Annotated in this window: 12 protein-coding genes and 1 pseudogene; 2 read left to right on the forward strand and 11 right to left on the reverse strand. The window is 67.0% G+C overall.

Annotation, left to right across the window (positions count from 1 at the left end; translation table 11 throughout):
• From AOK11_RS44130 to AOK11_RS30095, 4 genes and pseudogenes are all read right to left on the reverse strand, one after another.
• A pseudogene (locus tag AOK11_RS44130) lies at positions 1-207 on the reverse strand (hypothetical protein); the annotation flags it as partial.
• Positions 208-1,027: 820 nt separating this feature from the next.
• Positions 1,028-1,537, reverse strand: a complete 510-nt coding sequence (locus AOK11_RS30085; protein ID WP_055596858.1) for an inclusion body family protein — start codon at positions 1,535-1,537, stop codon at positions 1,028-1,030.
• Positions 1,538-1,617: 80 nt separating this feature from the next.
• Entirely contained in the window at positions 1,618-3,546 is a 1,929-nt protein-coding gene (locus tag AOK11_RS30090) for a thiamine pyrophosphate-binding protein (protein WP_055596859.1), read from the reverse strand.
• Positions 3,543-5,582, reverse strand: coding sequence for a flavin monoamine oxidase family protein (locus AOK11_RS30095; RefSeq protein WP_055596860.1), 2,040 nt, complete (start codon positions 5,580-5,582; stop codon positions 3,543-3,545). Before AOK11_RS30095 ends, AOK11_RS30090 begins: the two co-directional genes overlap by 4 nt.
• Before the next feature lie 571 nt (positions 5,583-6,153).
• Between AOK11_RS30095 and AOK11_RS44135 the strand changes: the two genes are divergently transcribed.
• The gene (locus AOK11_RS44135; protein ID WP_206188960.1) at positions 6,154-6,468 is read left to right on the forward strand and encodes a S1 domain-containing protein; all 315 of its coding nucleotides are present in this window, start codon (positions 6,154-6,156) and stop codon (positions 6,466-6,468) included.
• A 392-nt stretch (positions 6,469-6,860) separates the two neighbouring features.
• Here AOK11_RS44135 and AOK11_RS30100 read toward each other — a convergent pair whose 3' ends face one another.
• The gene (locus AOK11_RS30100) at positions 6,861-7,298 is read right to left on the reverse strand and encodes an ATP-binding protein (protein ID WP_055596861.1); all 438 of its coding nucleotides are present in this window, start codon (positions 7,296-7,298) and stop codon (positions 6,861-6,863) included.
• A 322-nt stretch (positions 7,299-7,620) separates the two neighbouring features.
• On the opposite strand from AOK11_RS30100, the gene AOK11_RS30105 reads away from it, so the two are divergent.
• Complete coding sequence (locus tag AOK11_RS30105) at positions 7,621-8,406, forward strand: GntR family transcriptional regulator (protein ID WP_055596862.1); 786 nt, start codon at positions 7,621-7,623, stop codon at positions 8,404-8,406.
• Between the two features lie 376 nt (positions 8,407-8,782).
• On the opposite strand, the gene AOK11_RS30110 is transcribed toward AOK11_RS30105, so the two are convergent.
• From AOK11_RS30110 to AOK11_RS30130, 6 genes are all read right to left on the reverse strand, one after another.
• Positions 8,783-9,214, reverse strand: a complete 432-nt coding sequence (locus tag AOK11_RS30110; RefSeq protein WP_240497545.1) for a DUF7144 family membrane protein — start codon at positions 9,212-9,214, stop codon at positions 8,783-8,785.
• Between the two features lie 394 nt (positions 9,215-9,608).
• Positions 9,609-10,811 (reverse strand): PIN-like domain-containing protein, encoded by a 1,203-nt coding sequence (locus AOK11_RS43070; RefSeq protein WP_157869476.1) that lies wholly within the window; start codon positions 10,809-10,811, stop codon positions 9,609-9,611.
• Between the two features lie 1,012 nt (positions 10,812-11,823).
• Complete coding sequence (locus AOK11_RS43075) at positions 11,824-12,183, reverse strand: hypothetical protein (RefSeq protein WP_167353853.1); 360 nt, start codon at positions 12,181-12,183, stop codon at positions 11,824-11,826.
• A 285-nt stretch (positions 12,184-12,468) separates the two neighbouring features.
• Positions 12,469-13,158, reverse strand: a complete 690-nt coding sequence (locus AOK11_RS30120; protein WP_055596864.1) for an 8-oxoguanine DNA glycosylase OGG fold protein — start codon at positions 13,156-13,158, stop codon at positions 12,469-12,471.
• Positions 13,159-14,027: 869 nt separating this feature from the next.
• Positions 14,028-14,894 (reverse strand): AraC family transcriptional regulator, encoded by an 867-nt coding sequence (locus tag AOK11_RS30125; protein WP_055596865.1) that lies wholly within the window; start codon positions 14,892-14,894, stop codon positions 14,028-14,030.
• Between the two features lie 130 nt (positions 14,895-15,024).
• The coding region (locus AOK11_RS30130) for a CU044_5270 family protein (RefSeq protein ID WP_206188961.1) at positions 15,025-15,963 on the reverse strand (939 nt) is incomplete at its 5' end.

Genomic DNA, 15,963 nt, shown 5'->3' on the forward strand with positions numbered 1-15,963 from the left:
CTCGCTGGCCAGCGAGAGTGCCGCAAAGATCGCGAAGGCAGCGCCGAGTGTCGGCATCAGGGGTGTGGCGATCTGCGGCACCCGGTCCCGTTCCCCGACGGGTACGAGCGCCCGGACTCCGATCCGCGCCACGGCCGCGACCAGTAGGGCGAGCAAGAGCCCGCCCACAACCAGCACCACCGCCGGCAGCGAGGTCAGCCAGTCCACCACATCACCTGCAGCGCTTTCCCATGAGCACCTCACGGCGGCGACACGTCGGCCCCAGGACCTGGAGCTCCTCGTCGATCACATTCAATGAACGCCCCATGGTCACAGGTCGAAGGCCTTCGACGCTCGCGACGCCCGGCACGGCGTCCCGCTTCGTCAGCCGAACAGCCGAGTACGGCCCAGTACGAGGCCGTACCGGCAACGACCTCCGCGCCCGTCTCCCTGTTGAAGAGGCCGGTGCCCTGGGATGCGGCACGAGGACGGGCCGTCCCGCCGCGCCCATCGCACCCTCCTGTGCGGTGGCACTGGCGATCCCGGTCCCCCCACTCCGTGACAGAGCACCGAACCCGCCACGCTCGGACGAGCGCCCCCGCTTCCCGAACCGAGGGCGCGAGTTCGGTGCTCGTCACCCGCTCCCTGCTGAAGGCACAGGTCAGAAACCTGGGCCTTGTCGTTGCGCCCGGGTGCTTCGCCCGTACTTCCTGAACTTCGCATACGGCGCCGGCTTCGCCTGCCCCAGTCCCGACCGATCGGAGGGCCGCTCCAGCCGGGAGGCCGCCCGGGGACGTGCATCACCGTCTCGGTTCCCGTCTCAGTTCCCTTCTCATTCAGCCTTGTTCGCGGCCGTTCAGTCGAGATCCGGAGCCGTCACCGCGCGGACAGCGAGCCGCCCCTGCATGCAGAGGGAGCGCCATTCACCCGTCGCCGACAAGACCGGCGGCTCCTACGGCACCGACAAGAACGCGGGCATTGCCTGGACGGAGGACGACACCCTGATGGGGGGCGGCCGTTCTCCCGGCCGCCGCCTCCACCCGAGCCGTCAGGGATTTTCGATGGTGATGAAGGGGTCCCACTGGAAGTACCCCTTCAATTGCCGATGGCGGTCCAGGATCTGGAAGGAGAAGTGGTACACGACTTTGCCGGTCCTTTTGACCGTCGTCCGCCAGTAATGATCCTGGTAGTTCTGCGTCACGAATTCCGGCCTGCCTTCGGTTCCCTCCTTCGGCATCGGATAGACGCCGTCGATCACCTCGATCTCCGGCGTCCTGATGAGCACGTGCTCGTTGTCGCTGCTCACGTACCGGTACAGGAGTGCCTTGTGGTCGGTGTCGAGCGACAGCGTCGTCTCCCGCCACTTGACGCTGTCCCCGGGTTCGGCCCGGAGGTTCAGCTCGGCGCCCGACGTGCCGATGATGTGGTCCTGGCGCGTCGTCATGTAGATCAGGCTTTCGTCGACGTAGGTCGGCGCGTCGGGGTTCTTCGACGCGTCGGGGTACCGCTCGACGATCGTGGCCGCGTCGAATGCGATCAGTACGTTGAGATCAGCCATTTCCTGCCCCCTTCGGACACGGGTTTCTTCCGGCGCACCGCCTCGGCGCGCCTCTTGCTCCTGCCGGGCCGGGCGGCCCGTCAGGCGGTCGTGGCGGGCTTCGGCACCTTGTACGCCATCGCTCGCGGGTAGTCGTGCCGGCGCAGGCGGACGCGGACCAGCAGCGGTCCGGCGTTGACCGGGTCGGCGGGGGCGGTGAGGCGGGCCAGCAGGGCGTCCAGCTCGGAGGTGTCCGCGACGACGACCCCGTTCGCCGGGGTGTTCCTGCCGGCGAAGACGGCCGCGAGGCGGTCGTAGTGCCACGGGTGGAGGACGTTGTAGAAGTCCGGGCCGTCCGGGCCGTCCGGGCCGTCCGGGTCGGCGGGGCCGTCCGGGTCGGCGGGGCCGGTGAAGCCGTCCGGGCCGACGGAGCCGTCCGGGCCGGTGGAACCCGGCTCGGCGTAGTAGGACGGGCGCACCAGCATCTGCTCGATGCCGTAGAAGTGTCCGTTGTCCATGACGAACACCACCGACCGCAGCCCGAGCCGGGTGTGGGTGGAGATCTCCTGACAGGTCTCCTGGAAGGCGCCGTCGCCGACGAACACCATCGGGCGGGCGGGCGTGCGCTCGGGGGCGAGCGCGGCGCCGGTGGCCGCGCCGACCGACCAGCCGATGGACAGCCAGCTGACCTGGGACAGGAATCCGCCCGCGGGCAGGGACAGGTTCATCGAGCCGATGAGGGAGAAGGCGGCGTCGGAGACGACCGTCCAGTCCTCCCGGGTCTCGTGGCCCAGGAAGTGGTTGATCCGGTCGAACACGCCGTCGTAGGTGAGCCGTTCGGGGTGCCGGGACGGCGAGCCGGAGACCCGGAGTGAGGCGCGGTGGTGTTCCAGGGCGGCGGGGCGGTCCTCGGGCGCTCCGTAGTGGGCGTGGGCCTCGGCGTAGTAGTCGGCGGCCAGGCCCCCGGAGCCGTAGCCCTTGACCAGCGCGTCCTGAAGGGCGGGCAGCAGCTGTTCGAGCCGGACGTCGGGGAAGTAGGAGGTGCCGACGCTGAGGCCGCCGTTCGCGGCCATCACCCAGTCGGTGCCGACGGACTGCTCGCCGCCGAGGTTCTTCGACGTGGACCAGGCGCCGAGCCCGATACGGCAGGTGGCCCAGTCCTGGAAGATCCAGTGCACGTCCGGGTGGCTGGCGTGGCCGTTGTAGACGCCGTGGAACTGCGGCTGGTCCTCGTCGACGACGGCCTTGGCGCCGACGGTGGTGCAGAACGGCACTCCGGTGGCCTCCACCAGGTCGGTGAGCCGCCCGCCGAGGCGGAACCGGTCGATCTCCTCGCCGGCCCACACGATCGGGCGGGGCCTGCCGTCCGGGCCGGGGTGCTCCTCGATCAGGGTGAGGATCGCGTGCACGGCGCTGTCCAGCATGGTCTGGTCGCGTGCGCCGAACGGCCGCTCGCGGCGGAGGATCGGCTCCCCGGGCTCGGCGCAGGGCTCGTCCCACAGGTCCTCCATGACCTCCAGGTAGACCGGCCTGCGCTCGGAGAGGCACGCGGTGAGCGCGGCGTCGATCTGGCCGGGGGCGAGACCCGGGTGGGAGACGATCTGCGCGTCCACGGTGACCTGCCGGTAGACGTCCAGGTTGCTCTCCGGGCGGGGGCTCATGTGGGAGGTGAGCAGGCCGAGGGCGCGGTAGTTCTGCCACTGCTCGTAGGGCGGGGAGGCGTTGACGGCGACGAGCGGGACCCGCTCGACGTAGGCGCCGCCGCACGCGCCCAGCAGGTTGAACGCGCCGACGCTGTAGGTGACGGCGGCCGCGCCTATGCCGTGGATGCGGGCGTAGGCGTCGGCGGCCTGGCCGGCGCCGCCCTCGGTGGGGGTGCCGACCCACTCGATGTCGCCCTCGGCGCGCAGCGTGGTCAGGAACGGGCCGAGGTGGTTGCCGGGGACGCCGAACAGGTGGGTGATGCCCAACTCGGCCAGACGCAGGGCGAGGTAGCGGGCGACCGTGCACCTCGGGGTGATCGCGCTCACGACGAGTACTCCTCCCTGTCCTGGCCCGGTGTGGTGACCGGCGGGGCCCGGTGGACGGCGACGGCGGCGCGGACGGCGCTCTCCAGGGCGCCCTCGATCCAGGCGTGCTTGAGGGACGTGTGCTCTCCGGCGAAGTGCACGGGGCCCTCGGGCCGGGAGACGTCCAGGTGGAAGCTGGTCATCTGGTGCGCGGTGTAGAGGGCGGCCTCGCCGAAGGCGTACGGGTCGCGGGCCCAGCTCTGGGTGGCGCCCCGGCCGGTGAAGAACACCTCGACGCGGCGGCCGTGCACGGCCTGGAGGTTGCGCAGGGCGTAGACGTAGCGCTCCGCGTCGCGCAGGGAGTCCCAGCGTGCGGCGTCGTCGGACCAGCAGTACGAGGCGAGCACGACGCCGCCGGTGCTGCCCTCGACCCGGTGCGAGGGGTAGTACATGAACCGGTTGGGGTTGTCGGCGGCGGAGCCCCCGCCGAAGCAGTGGGTGGCGGGGCGGACGGCGGGGCCGCGCAGCGGCATGGTCCTGTCGAGCCGCCGCATCTCCTCGGTGACGCCGCTGTCCTTGACCGCGGCGCCGAGCAGGCCGGCCTCCGGCTCGGGGAGGGTGATGCGGGGCTCGGCGTCCGCGTCGGCGCCGAGCCGGTAGTACGCGTGGAGCCCGGGGGCGATGTTCTCCAGCTCGCCGCGCCAGTCGTCCTCGGTGAACTCCCACCACCGGTGGCTGAACTCCAGCAGCACCTTGGTGGCCTGGTCGTAGTGGGTCTCGATGACGGCGCGGCGCTTCTTGTACGACATCGAGGGGACGATCTCCACGAAGCGCAGGGCGGAGAACGGGACGGTGACGATCGCCAGGTCCGCGGTCCACAGACGCGGCGGGGCCTGCGGATCGTCCTCGGCGACGGTCTGCACGGCCACGCCCCGTCCGTCGGGACCGACGGCGCCGGTGCCCTCGGGGCCTGCGTCGCGGCTGGGGTCGTGGTACTCGAGGCGGATCATGCGGTGGCCGAGCCGCACTTCGTCGCGCAGGCCCTGGTGGAGAGCGTGCGGCAGGCGCCAACTGCCGCCGGGGATCTCCCAGTAGCGGACGGTGGAATTGATGTCGCTGCGGCTCAGGAAGCTGTGGAAGAAGGAGAGGTGCAGCCGTGAGGACATGTTCTCCAGCGTTCCGACGGCCTCGATCGCCTCGTCGCTGAGCCCGGCGTGATCGCGCAGGAAGCCGCCCATGGAGTAGCCGTCGAAGTCGCGGATCACCCGGGCCCAGCCCTCGACCCACTCGTCGAACGGCTTGTTGACACGCGTGCCGTCGACGACGTCGGAGTAGTAGTCGCGCACGCTTTCCAGCGCGTCGTCGACCATCTTCACGACGGGGGAGCGGACCTCGTCGTCGGTGAGGTGGAAACCCTCGTTGATCCGTTCGGGACCGGCAGTGTAGTCGGCCCGCCGCACCTGGACGCGGTTGGCGCGGATCCACGCGTTGCCGCGCTTGTCGGGTTCACGGAAGTCGGGACTGTCGTCGCCGTGGGTCCAGGTCCGGCCGGTGAAGGAGGTGTACGTCACCGGCGGGACGGGGACGTCGGGGCCGCTGCCGGTGGAGGGGTCCACGTCCACGTTGTAGAACTGGCGGCGGCCGAGCCCCAGTTTGTCGACGAGGGCGAGGACGAGCGGGTGGAAGTCGGGCAGCCGCATGGCGCCGGCCTCGGCGTACTGGGCGGGGTCGGCGAAGGGCTGGTGGTGCTTGGTCGCGCGGAAGGTCTTGATGCGCCCGCCGACGCGGCCGGCGTTGGCCTCGAGGACGGTGACGTCGTGACCGGCGTCCTTGAGCAGGCGGCCGGCGACGAGGCCGGTGACGCCGGCGCCGATGACGAGGATCTTCTTGCGCGGGTGACGGGTGGGGCCGAGGTCGCCCGTGTCGATCAGGGTGTGGAGATAGCCGAGCTTGAGGTCCTTGTCGTCCGGCCCGACGAGAAGGAGTTCGCGGGCAAGCCTGAGACAGGTCTGCCAGCGCTCACGGATGGCCGAGTTTTCCCGTGAAATATCGGTCATAGCTTGCGATCGTAGATATGGAGAAACGGTTTCCCGGCTCCTTCGGCAGATAAAGTCCAAAAACCACTGATCACACCGCTTGACGAAAATTCGACCTGCTCGGTTTTCTTTTGACGGACGACAGATTCACCAGGGGCGGATGGGAAAAGGGAAACGAAGCCGAATCGATAATTCACTTGCGGAGTGCGGAAATCCCGGCGCCTGCAGGGTGGTGGTCCCGCCAGCCGACCGGGGCGGAAAGGGCACCGGGACGGCGATTTTCCGCCCGTCCGTCGCCGCCGCGGCCTCGCTCGGCGCTGTCGACGCCCGGGGGCCGTGGGTCGTGGGTCGTGGGCCGGGGGTCGTGGGTCGTGGATGCCGATGTGGGAGGCGGCGGCCCGACGCGAGACGTCATCCGCCGACGTGAGACGTCATCCGGCTCCTGTCGCCGACCAGCGCTCTGCCGCCGGTACAAGGCAAGTGGGGCCGGCCTCCCACCACCCCCGTTGGAAAGCTGTCGGCCCCGTGCCTGAGCGGCCGGGCGCCGAGACCGGCTGTCGACACCTTCCGCCGCTCTGGCCATGCCGGGCCCATGCCCGAGTTCAGTTGGCCGGACCGCTCCCAGGTGCCGGCCTCGGACGCCGTAGACCGGAGTTGGCCGGCAACCGTCTCTGCACTGCCCCTTGGATCTCACGTCGGCGGACGGGTCATCGGCCGACAGCCGTTCGGCGTCTTCCTTGTGCTCGATGGCGTACCGAATGCGGTTGGCCTTGCCGAGATCACCGCCATGCCTCACCCCATGGAACTGCCCGCCGTGGGCGCCACCTTCACCGGTGAAGTGATCCGGCACGCAGATCGCAACCGACAGGTGAAGATCAGGCTCGATGAAGGGAACGTATCCGGCTGATCACCTCCTGGGCGCCACAGCACTGCACCACATCCGCACCGGATCGAGCGGGGACAGGGGAACAGCGGGGAACCACGGTGAAGCCGGCCGAGCCCGACGAGGTCCCGGACCGGCCCTTCACGCAGGTCAGTGCACCAACGGCGCACGAATGAACTCAGCTTCCCAAGCTGAGAGCGCGAGTTCGATTCTCGTCACCCGCTCCACGAAGAAGGCCCAGGTCAGAGACCCGGACCTTTTTGCTGTGCTCTGTGATCGCTCGCCACGTGCCAGATTCGCGCCAGAGGACTCGTCGCCCACATGCCTGGCCATGACGGTCGAGCATGCGCGACGGTGACGTCCGACGCCGACCCGCAGACACGCAGCGATCCCCCCGTGTCGTACGCCAACGCCGCCTAGGCAGGCCAGGCGTCAGCCATCACGAAGGAGACGACCGTCCCTCCGAAACGGCTTGGGCCGGAGTGCCAGGAGGCGGCGATGGAGTCGACCAGGAGCAGCCCGCGTCCGTGCGCGTCATCGGCGTCCGGCCGGCGGAGGCACACGGACTCCGGGCACCCCGGGTTGTGCACCTCCACCCGCAGCGAGGCCCCCTCCCGGAACCACTCGACCCGTACGAACCACGCCTCGTCCGACCGTCCGTAGAGGATCGCGTTGGTCACCAGCTCCGAGATCATCAGCGCGCAGTCGTCGACCGAGCAGAGCGGACCGTACGGGGCGATGAACTTCCGGAACCAGCGGCGGGCCCGAGGGACGGACTCCGGAATCGGATGCAAGGTCATCGCCCCGAGCCGCGGTGATTCCTCACAGGGACAACGGTCGATCATGCAGGTCATCCGCGCTCACTCCTTGCCACTGCCGTCGCGATCGCAGCAGCACTGGTTCCGGCCGTCGAAGCGTCTCGATCGGCGCCACAGAATTCGATGCCGGCACCCCGCCCCTGCTATCGAGAAGGGGCCGGCGCCGAACGACGGCACGCGGACACCCCGCATCCACAGAGACTGAAGCGCAACATCTCTAGACATCTAAAGATTCCGCTACATCTCTAGAGATGTCAATCAGGGTGCCCGGGGACAGGGAGCGCGAGCGGTTACACGCAGCGAGCGAGCCCCCGGACCTATGGCCTAAGGTGTCTAGAGAAGCGAGGAGGGTTCCGGAATGGCGACTACCGACGACGACCGTCGGCCCAAGTACCAGCGGATCGCGGACTCCCTGCGCGAGGCGATCCAGTCGGGCGAGTACGGTCCCGGTGATCGGCTTCCGGGAGAGAACGACCTCATGACCACGCACGGCGTGGCCCGCATGACAGCCCGACAAGCCCTGAGCGTCCTCCGGGACGAAGGCGTCGCCGAAGCCCGCAAGGGCGCCGGCGTCTTCGTCCGGGCCTTCCGCCCTATCCGACGCCGAAGCATCGAGCGACTGGCCCGCGACCAGTGGGGCAACGGCCGGTCCATCTGGTCGGCGGACGTCGAGAACCGGGCACTTGAGGTCGACCGGATCGCCGTGTCCGAGGAGACGGCGCCCGACCGCATCAACGCGGTCCTGAACCTGACCGGCGACGGGACGACATGTGTGAGGCGCCGGCGCTTCGTCCTGGACGGCAAGCCGGTCCTGCTCGCGACGAGCTACCTCCCCATGCCCCTGGTCGCCGGATCTGCGATCACCCAGGAGGACACCGGGCCGGGCGGAACATACGCAAGACTCGCCGAACTCGGATACGAGCCGGTGCACTTCCGCGAAGAGATCCGCTCACGCATGCCCTCGAAGGGCGAGGCGGCACAGCTGAGCATGTCCGCAGGCACTCCGGTCATCCTCATCTGCCGCACCGCATTCACGGACACGGGCCACCCCGTCGAAGTCAACGAGATGACCCTGGACGCCGCCTCCTACGTCCTGGAGTACGACTTCGACGCGAGCCCGAGAACCACCCCGACCAACGGCTGAGTTACAACCTTCTTCACAGGTTTCAAGGGCCCGCGCGAGGCGCGGGCTGGCCCCTGGGGTCGCAGCGAAGCAACGGCCCCATGGTAGAGCCCGTATAGAGCAGTAACGGTCAAGACGGTGCCTCCGGCGGGGGATCGGCCGGCACCGGGATGGAGGGGGCGCCGTTGCCGACCGCAGGCCCGTAGTGGCGTGCGTCGGGGGCTCCCCTCCCGTCCACCGTCGACCCAGGCAGAGCCGAGCAGACGCGGCCCCTGGCGTCCAGGTCGTTCGTACAGTGGCGCGCTCCACCTGGACGCCAGGAACCACGCCCGCTCCACGGTGTGTGGGTCGACGGCGGACGGGATGGGAGCTGGGGAGAGTGGTGGGCTGAGGTGTGTCACCAACCGCCGTTGGTTCCGACGTGGAACCTCGTCAGCGCAAAGATGATCAGAAGGTCAAGTGCCATCATGGGGATGGCCCACAGCGGGTAGTACGGAACGAACATGAACTGGGTGATCAGGCTGATCCCTGCCGCCACTGCACCAGCCCCGCGACCCCAGCTCTTGTTTGTCACGACCCCCATGCCGGCAATGACGAGTGCCAGTCCGACCACGATGTGAATCCAGCCCCAAGCGGTTAGGTCGAACCGATAGGCGTACTGGGAAGCGGCGAACAAGTTGTCCCCTGCGATGCCGGACGCCCCCATGAGAATGCTGAGGGGCCCGCTGAGCATCATCACGGCCCCGGCGAACAAGGACGCGCCGCTGAGCCTTTCGCTGCTGTCCGGCCCCCCGTGCCCTCTTCGTGTCTCGTTCGGCATCGCTGCCATAGCCGTCACCTTCCTGTACAGCGCGCTCACCGACGCACAACGCCCATGCGACGCCAGCCACGCTTCCCTGACAGGATCACCGCGATCCCTCGGCACCGCGACCGCAACCCGCCATGAGGGGCCGTGGACTCCTGCCGCACTGGCCGGTGACCTTCGGCTACTGGCGCCCGACACCAGTAGCTGACACCAACAGGGGCGAACGGCGGCGGTCAGGACTGAACCTCAGCGGACCAGCTATCCAAACCAGAGGGCGCTTGACGCAGTACGCCCATCCGACGTGATCGACCTGATAAGGATGAGGCTGGTCCCTGAAACTTGTGCCCGGCGTGGGCTGCCGTCCTCGCTGATGGACGGCAGCCCGTCAGTTGACTGGGCCATTGAGACTCCACCGACCTCAGGAAGTCTCTGAAGACCTCTCCTGCTGCTCCCTCAGGCGCTTGAGGAGCGCACGCCTTAGACTGCCATCCTCAATCCTCAAAATGAGGTCACCTTTCAACGTAGGCGCATCGGAAACAGCTTCCCTGATCTTGACGATCCAATCTTGATACATTTCGATGACATATCTTGCGCGCTGAATTTCCGTATCCAGAAGATCCTCTACATCCAGATCGCCTGTCACTTTGTCACGCTCGGCTATCTTCCTGCTTAGCTCACCCTGCCTTTCCTCGATAACTGAGAGCATAAACGCCTCAAATTCCTTAATCAGGCGGGGGCTAACAAGAACCCGACTGGACCGCTCTTTTCCTTGCTGTCGTGCGATATTCGCTTGAGATAGAGTCTCCCTGCTCACCGAAACGGCAGAACTCTCCCTGATACCCTCAAGGAAGTTGGGAAAGTTTACGATTCTCAAAGAGACGCCCGCACGCTGCCGCATCTCCTGGACCAACTCCGCGCGCGGCCCCAGAGAGAAGTCGACACGCTTAGTAATCCAATCCTCCTTCTCGTCGTTAGAGATGATGAGGATAGGCTTCTGAGTCTCCGTGGCTTTGATAAGAGTCTGCTCCCACCAAATATAATCACCAGCGGAATTGCTCTTCTTGGCCCTATCTTTATAGCCTGGCGGTATGCGCGCCTCTTTCCGGCGTACAGCCTCGTCCTGGGCTTTCGCATACTCCTCCTCGGACAGTGGCTCACCCACCCTTCCATCGAGAAGCTGTGCTAGCGCTTTGAGAACTGGGTCATCATTTAGAACCTTGCTTAGGGTTAGATCGAAGACCCCTTGATGTGACCTAACCCGCTCTATGGCCACACGAAAAGCTTGCTCAAGTGGCCCTTTTAGTTTTTTCTTCTCTCCATCCCCTAGGGCCGACCTATTGGCGAATTCATTGAGCCTCTGAATGGCCTGATTCTGTGCCGCCTCCAGAGATTTGCACGTCTCGTTGTAAAAATTCAGTTGGTCTTGGGCCGCCTCGACTCGATTGCTGTGAAATTCGAGTGCGACTTGATATGGGATCCAGAGAATTTCTTTCACGGTAAGTAGGCTATTTATCATCTCCGCTCTAGCGCTCGGCGTAACGCGATACAGATCCAGCATTACACTCGAGTCGAGCACAATAAGTGACTCTTTCAGCGCTTCTGCGAGTTCCCTTTTCGTCATCCTCCAGTGACTAGAGAATAGCTCCATGAAGGAATTGATCTCGGCCCCCTCTCCACAATATGACTGACTGACTGTAGCCGTCGGGCGACAGAAACAGATTAGGCGACGATGAGCACCTTCGGGAGGCGTATGAGGGCATCCTCTGGACGGACGAAGCCCCGGCTTGCCCCGAGTGCGGCCAGACCATGGACTCTGGCGGCTTCGTGCTGTGCGCGCGAGGACGATGGACGGCAGATCTGCCGCACGCTGTGGAGTGTTCCGCGAGACATGTCTGGTGGCGCTGGTTCGACCGGCCCACAGAACCACTGGAGGTTTGCCCGTTCCCGAAGCCGCTTCGTTGACATCCAGAGTTGACATCAACGACCACGGACGGCGGTGACAAGCGGCAACCGCGTGCGGTACCGGTGCGCGCAGTAGACCTTGGTCACGCTGGAAGCAGATCGAGCTCCTAATGCGGTGGTCAACGCAAGTGCTGTACAGCAGCGCAGTACAGCAACGGTCGCGCCCGCCGTCGAACGTGACGGACCTCAGGCGACCAACTGACCAGCCGAACAGACCTCAGCGACCTTCGCGCCCGTAGTTCGCATCGAGGGGCAGCCTGACGCAAGGACTGCAGAGCGCGCCGTTCTCAACCAATGAACGGCGCCCGGCCTGCTCGACTCAGCCTCCGGCCCTGCCCCATTAGCATCAGACATGCCGGAGATGCTACGCGCCCAAGCCTCTTAAGACTGTGGGGAGTTGCGCGTCGGCATGTGACCAGGCTCCTCGGGGCAGAGGCGCTGACATCACCATGTGACATCAGCGGCACCGCCTCAGGTAGCGGTCGGCGTGCCGTGGACTATCTGTGGACATGGCACGCCGACACAAGAACCTATGAAGCCCTGACCAGCTACTTCCCCTGAGACCGAAGGGCCCTCCGGAGCCGTGTGTTCCCAGAGCCCGCCCCGGGAATCTTGTTAGACGCTTGGAGACGCTGACTTCACCCCTGGCCCCCATGCATCACGCATGCGGACTATCCGTTGAACTCCCACCACATGGGCGGCAGATCCGCCAGGGGGCCCGGCGGCTTGAGTGCTTTGCCTTTGATCTCGGGCTTGGCCTGCACGATGCGCGGCCGATGACGCTGTGCCGCCTGAGCGGCTGCCTTCTTCTCCAGCCACAAGGCGCGCGTCTTGGCAGTCTGGTCTTTCTTCTGTTGCGCCCGTTGCCTGGCCTGCTGATCTCCGGACTTGGGCCCTGGCTGCGACTGGGTTGGAGGTGCAGCAGCATCCTGGATCTTGCGGTGGCACTGCCTGCACAGATAGCCCTCGGAATATGGCCTTGCCCGTGCCACGTTCCGACAGTCCGACTGGCTGCATATGACGACGCTCAAGCTGTCCCCCTGCCCCGTGAACACTAGACGTCACACGTTACTCAGCGTGCCCGGGAAGCAACAGTCCGCGGAGGCAGATTCGTACAGCAACCTCTCTGGATTCCAACCCCACGATCGCGCAACATCTAGCGGTCCATGATCGCACCCATGTCTTCCGCGATGTGGAGGCCATACGCAGCATCTTGGTGCGAAGGTGCTCAGCCCCGTAATCGGCGATCCCGAACTGCGGTACGACAGCGCAGGTCGAGAAGGTTCTCAGCAGAGAAGGGCCAATGATTCCCAAGCTCAGGGGATGTCTACCTGGCCGTTCAGGTGGAACATCAGCCACTCCAGCCAAGCTGCCGTCACCCCCAGGGGCCGAGCCCAACTGTGCATAGCGATCACGTAGGTAACGTAACGGGCAGACCAACGGCGACTGTCGGCTGCCTCCTTGCTTGACCAGCCGAGCGCGTTGAGGGAGCGAAAGACGCGGTCATCCAGGATCAAGGCCCGCTCACACGTGGCCTCCCGGTCATCCACGGCAGCGAACCATTTGGTAAAGAAAGACCGCCCGACTCCTCGGACGGCGAACTGGACATAAGCTTCCCTCAGTTCGCCCGACCGCACAGCATTGCGCGTTGTCGTCAGAACGTGAGGCAGGCGGGTATCAGATAGGGCAGCCGCTGTGTAGCGCGGTCCACGACCGTTGCTCGTTCCCGACCCCCAGATCATGACCGCGACGAACAGGTCGCGGAGTCCGTCAGGACTGTCACCGGTTGCCTGCCGCAACTCGGCCAGGTCGGCACGGCTAAGGAGGCGGTCGCCTGACGGCGAACCGGGCTCCTCGGCACCGAGTCCGAGCACGTGTGCCGCCTGGTGGTGTTCCAGCCAGGGTCGCCATGTGTCTGGGCGAAAGCGCACGGGCGCTTGCCGACGTTCACGATGCAGCTCGACGAGCGGTCGCAACCGTTCCGCGGTGTCCCCCTCTGACGTCATGAGGACAGGATGCCGCCTCAAGCCGCGATGCATGCGGTACAGCAACGAAGTACAGCAACAACAGGAACCCACAATGGCCCTCACCAACCTCCAGCAATCGAGCAACCAGCCGAGCAGACCTTAACGACCGACCCTCCAGTAGTTCGGGACGAAGAGGTCCGTGCCAGGCCCGTGCCAGATCGTGCGGGGAACACCGGGGAACACCGGGGAACACCGGGGAATCAAACCACCGCCCACTAGGCGCCGACATCGCTCCACCGCAGGTCAGCTCCAGAGCAAGCCCTAGATGCCCTTAGCTTCCCAAGCTGATGGCCTACCGCCGGCCTTGACCCCGTCGGCCCACCTTGATCGGCTGAGCCCATGGCCGTGGACCCCAGCGAGTACGAAAAGGCCGTGCCACTCGTGGCAGCCCACCTCGCGAGGATCGAGCGGGCGGTCGACCGGTCCCGCGCCTCACACGCCTGACAGCCGTATGCGGCAGTGCATCAAGCACTTGCCGAAGTACTACAGGACGAGGACGCTCAGCGGGTCGTCCCGCAGGTCGTCGAGGAGTTGGCGCGACAGATCTCCGAGACCCCGGCAAGCCCTCCGCCCGACATCCACGGCTGACCTCGACGACGCCGGACGGGGCGTACACCAACGACTCCGTTCGGCCGTCACACCAGTCGAAGGAAGCAGCCGGAGCGGCCTCAGACCGAACTCCTCGAGCCGTGTCGCGGGTTCGCGTCCTGCCAGGGGCACAGAAGTAGGGGACGGCTCAGGAGGGGTCCCCTCCCGGGCCGGCCCCTACCGAGTGCTTCAGTCGGCTTCTCCTCCGGCCGTCCGAAGCACTCGGTCGCAGCTCCGCGCCCCTGGGCTCGGTGTCGTGTTCAGCCCTGGTCCCGCTCCACCGGGAGCCACAGCTCGGCATCGGCTTCGGTCCCGTCGGCGGACAAGCGGGTGCGGAGGATCTCGGGGCCGGGGCGGCTGCGGTACGGGGTGGAGGGGAACCACTGGGTGAACACGTCCCTCCACAGTTCCTGGATGGCCTGCGGGGCCGGCCCGGAGGTAGTGAAGACCGCCCAGGTACCGGCCGGGACGGAGAGCACGGTGGTGCCCTCGGAGGCGGCCGCCGACGTGACCACCCCGTGGTAGTAGTCGAGTTCGGTGCCCTCGGCGCGGCTGGGGTCCAGGTCGTCGCAGACCGCGACGATGCCCTGTGGCTCCTGGTCCGACAGCTTCTCCAGGCGTTCCAGCGTCCGCGGGTCGATCCCGCGGACGAAGTCGATCATCGCCTGGTTCGGTCCCGTGTGCACCAGCGGTACCCGGGCCTTGAGCCCGACGACGCTGAAATCCGGCCTGTCCACTACGCGATAGCGCATGCTGCTGCTCCCTTCGACAGTGAGGCGGAAGGCCAACCGGGGCTGGGAGACGAGCACGGCACCGGTACGCCGGGCCTCACCCGGCCCGATGCCGTGCATGGCACGGAACGCCCGGGCGAAGGCCTCGCCCGAGCCGTAGCCGTAGCGCACCGCGATCTCCAGCAGCGACTCCCGCCCCGCGAGCACCTCGGCACCCGCGACCGTGAGCCGACGGCGCCGCACGTACTCCGACAGCGGCATGCCCGCGAGTGCGGAGAACATCCGGCGCAGGTGGTACTCCGAGGTGGCCGCGATACGCGCCAGCTCCGTCACGTCGACCTGCTGCTCGAGACGGCCCTCGATGTGTTCCAGGGCCTGGTTGAGACGCTCCAGCACTCCCGGTCTCCTTCCTCTTTCGCCATCACCACGCTAGGGAGCAGACCCCCTCCCCGACCCGACATCCTGTGCCCGATCCGGTCAGCCCGAGCCGAGAAACCGCTGCACGCCACCGTCTGCGCGGCCCGGGTCAGCTCTCGGTCCTGGCGGGCTCCTCCCCAGCGGGTTCCTCGCCGTGACGGTCGACGACCGCGCGGACCATGACGGCGTCGATGCCGTACAGCGTGTCGGTCGTGATGCCCCTGGCCTCGTCCCTGGTGATGTACGACCGCGAGCCGAGGTGGGCGAACGTGTGCTTGTCGAAGATCCACACGTCCCGGGTCGCGGACTCGGCGTCCTCGCGGGTGATGCCGATGCCGTGCCGGCCGGCGGCGTCGACGGCGTCGGGAATCTGGGTCACGCCGGGAATCCTCTCGACGGCCTTGTAGAGACCGGAGGCGGTGGCGGGGGGCATGATCGTCGAGCTGAGCAGGTCGCCGACCCTCCCGAAGACGGCCTGGTGCTTCGAGTCCCCGTCCTCCGCCCTGGTCCGGGAGTAGAGCAGTTCGAGCAGGGCGTCGGGATCGGTGGGCAACGAGGCCAGCCACTCGTACGTGGGGTGGTCGATGCCCGCCCGGACGGGCTCGGTGAACTCGATGGGCACCTCCTGACCGGGCATGACGGCGTCCTCGCCGGTCTCCCTCATCCAGCCGGTCCTGGTCACCGGGCCGGGGGTCTGCGCGGTCCACACCTCCTGCTTGTGCAGGGCGCCGAGTCGTACCGGACCGTCGAAGGAGCCCGTGTTCCCGCGGGTCAGGCGCTCGACGTACACGAACTGGCCGTCCTTCACCGGTGTGGCGTCGGTCTTCATGGCCGCGGCGGCGATCCGGCCGAGAGTGACGGAGGCGCTGTTCGCCTCGGCGGGTGCGGTGCCGGCTCCGGCCGCCGGGGCGGAGTCGTGGCCGCCCCCGGAGAACGTGAGGAACAGCGCCCCGGCCAGGGCCATCGACACGGCCGGCAACACCAGCGCGGGGCGCGGGAGTCGGCGGCGGCGCGGTGCCGGGGGCATCTGGGTCGAGGGGGTGTGGGG

It is taken from the genome of Streptomyces hirsutus (assembly GCF_001418415.1).
Lineage (GTDB): Bacteria > Actinomycetota > Actinomycetes > Streptomycetales > Streptomycetaceae > Streptomyces > Streptomyces hirsutus.

Coding starts and splice junctions, on each gene's coding strand:
- AOK11_RS43070 (WP_157869476.1), bottom strand. CDS start 10,811: ATGACGAAAAGGGAACTCGCAGAAGCGCTGAAAGAGTCACTTATTGTG.
- AOK11_RS30095 (WP_055596860.1), bottom strand. CDS start 5,582: ATGACCGATATTTCACGGGAAAACTCGGCCATCCGTGAGCGCTGGCAG.
- AOK11_RS30105 (WP_055596862.1), top strand. CDS start 7,621: ATGGCGACTACCGACGACGACCGTCGGCCCAAGTACCAGCGGATCGCG.
- AOK11_RS30110 (WP_240497545.1), bottom strand. CDS start 9,214: ATGGCAGCGATGCCGAACGAGACACGAAGAGGGCACGGGGGGCCGGAC.
- AOK11_RS30100 (WP_055596861.1), bottom strand. CDS start 7,298: ATGACCTGCATGATCGACCGTTGTCCCTGTGAGGAATCACCGCGGCTC.
- AOK11_RS30120 (WP_055596864.1), bottom strand. CDS start 13,158: ATGACGTCAGAGGGGGACACCGCGGAACGGTTGCGACCGCTCGTCGAG.
- AOK11_RS30085 (WP_055596858.1), bottom strand. CDS start 1,537: ATGGCTGATCTCAACGTACTGATCGCATTCGACGCGGCCACGATCGTC.
- AOK11_RS44135 (WP_206188960.1), top strand. CDS start 6,154: ATGCCCGAGTTCAGTTGGCCGGACCGCTCCCAGGTGCCGGCCTCGGAC.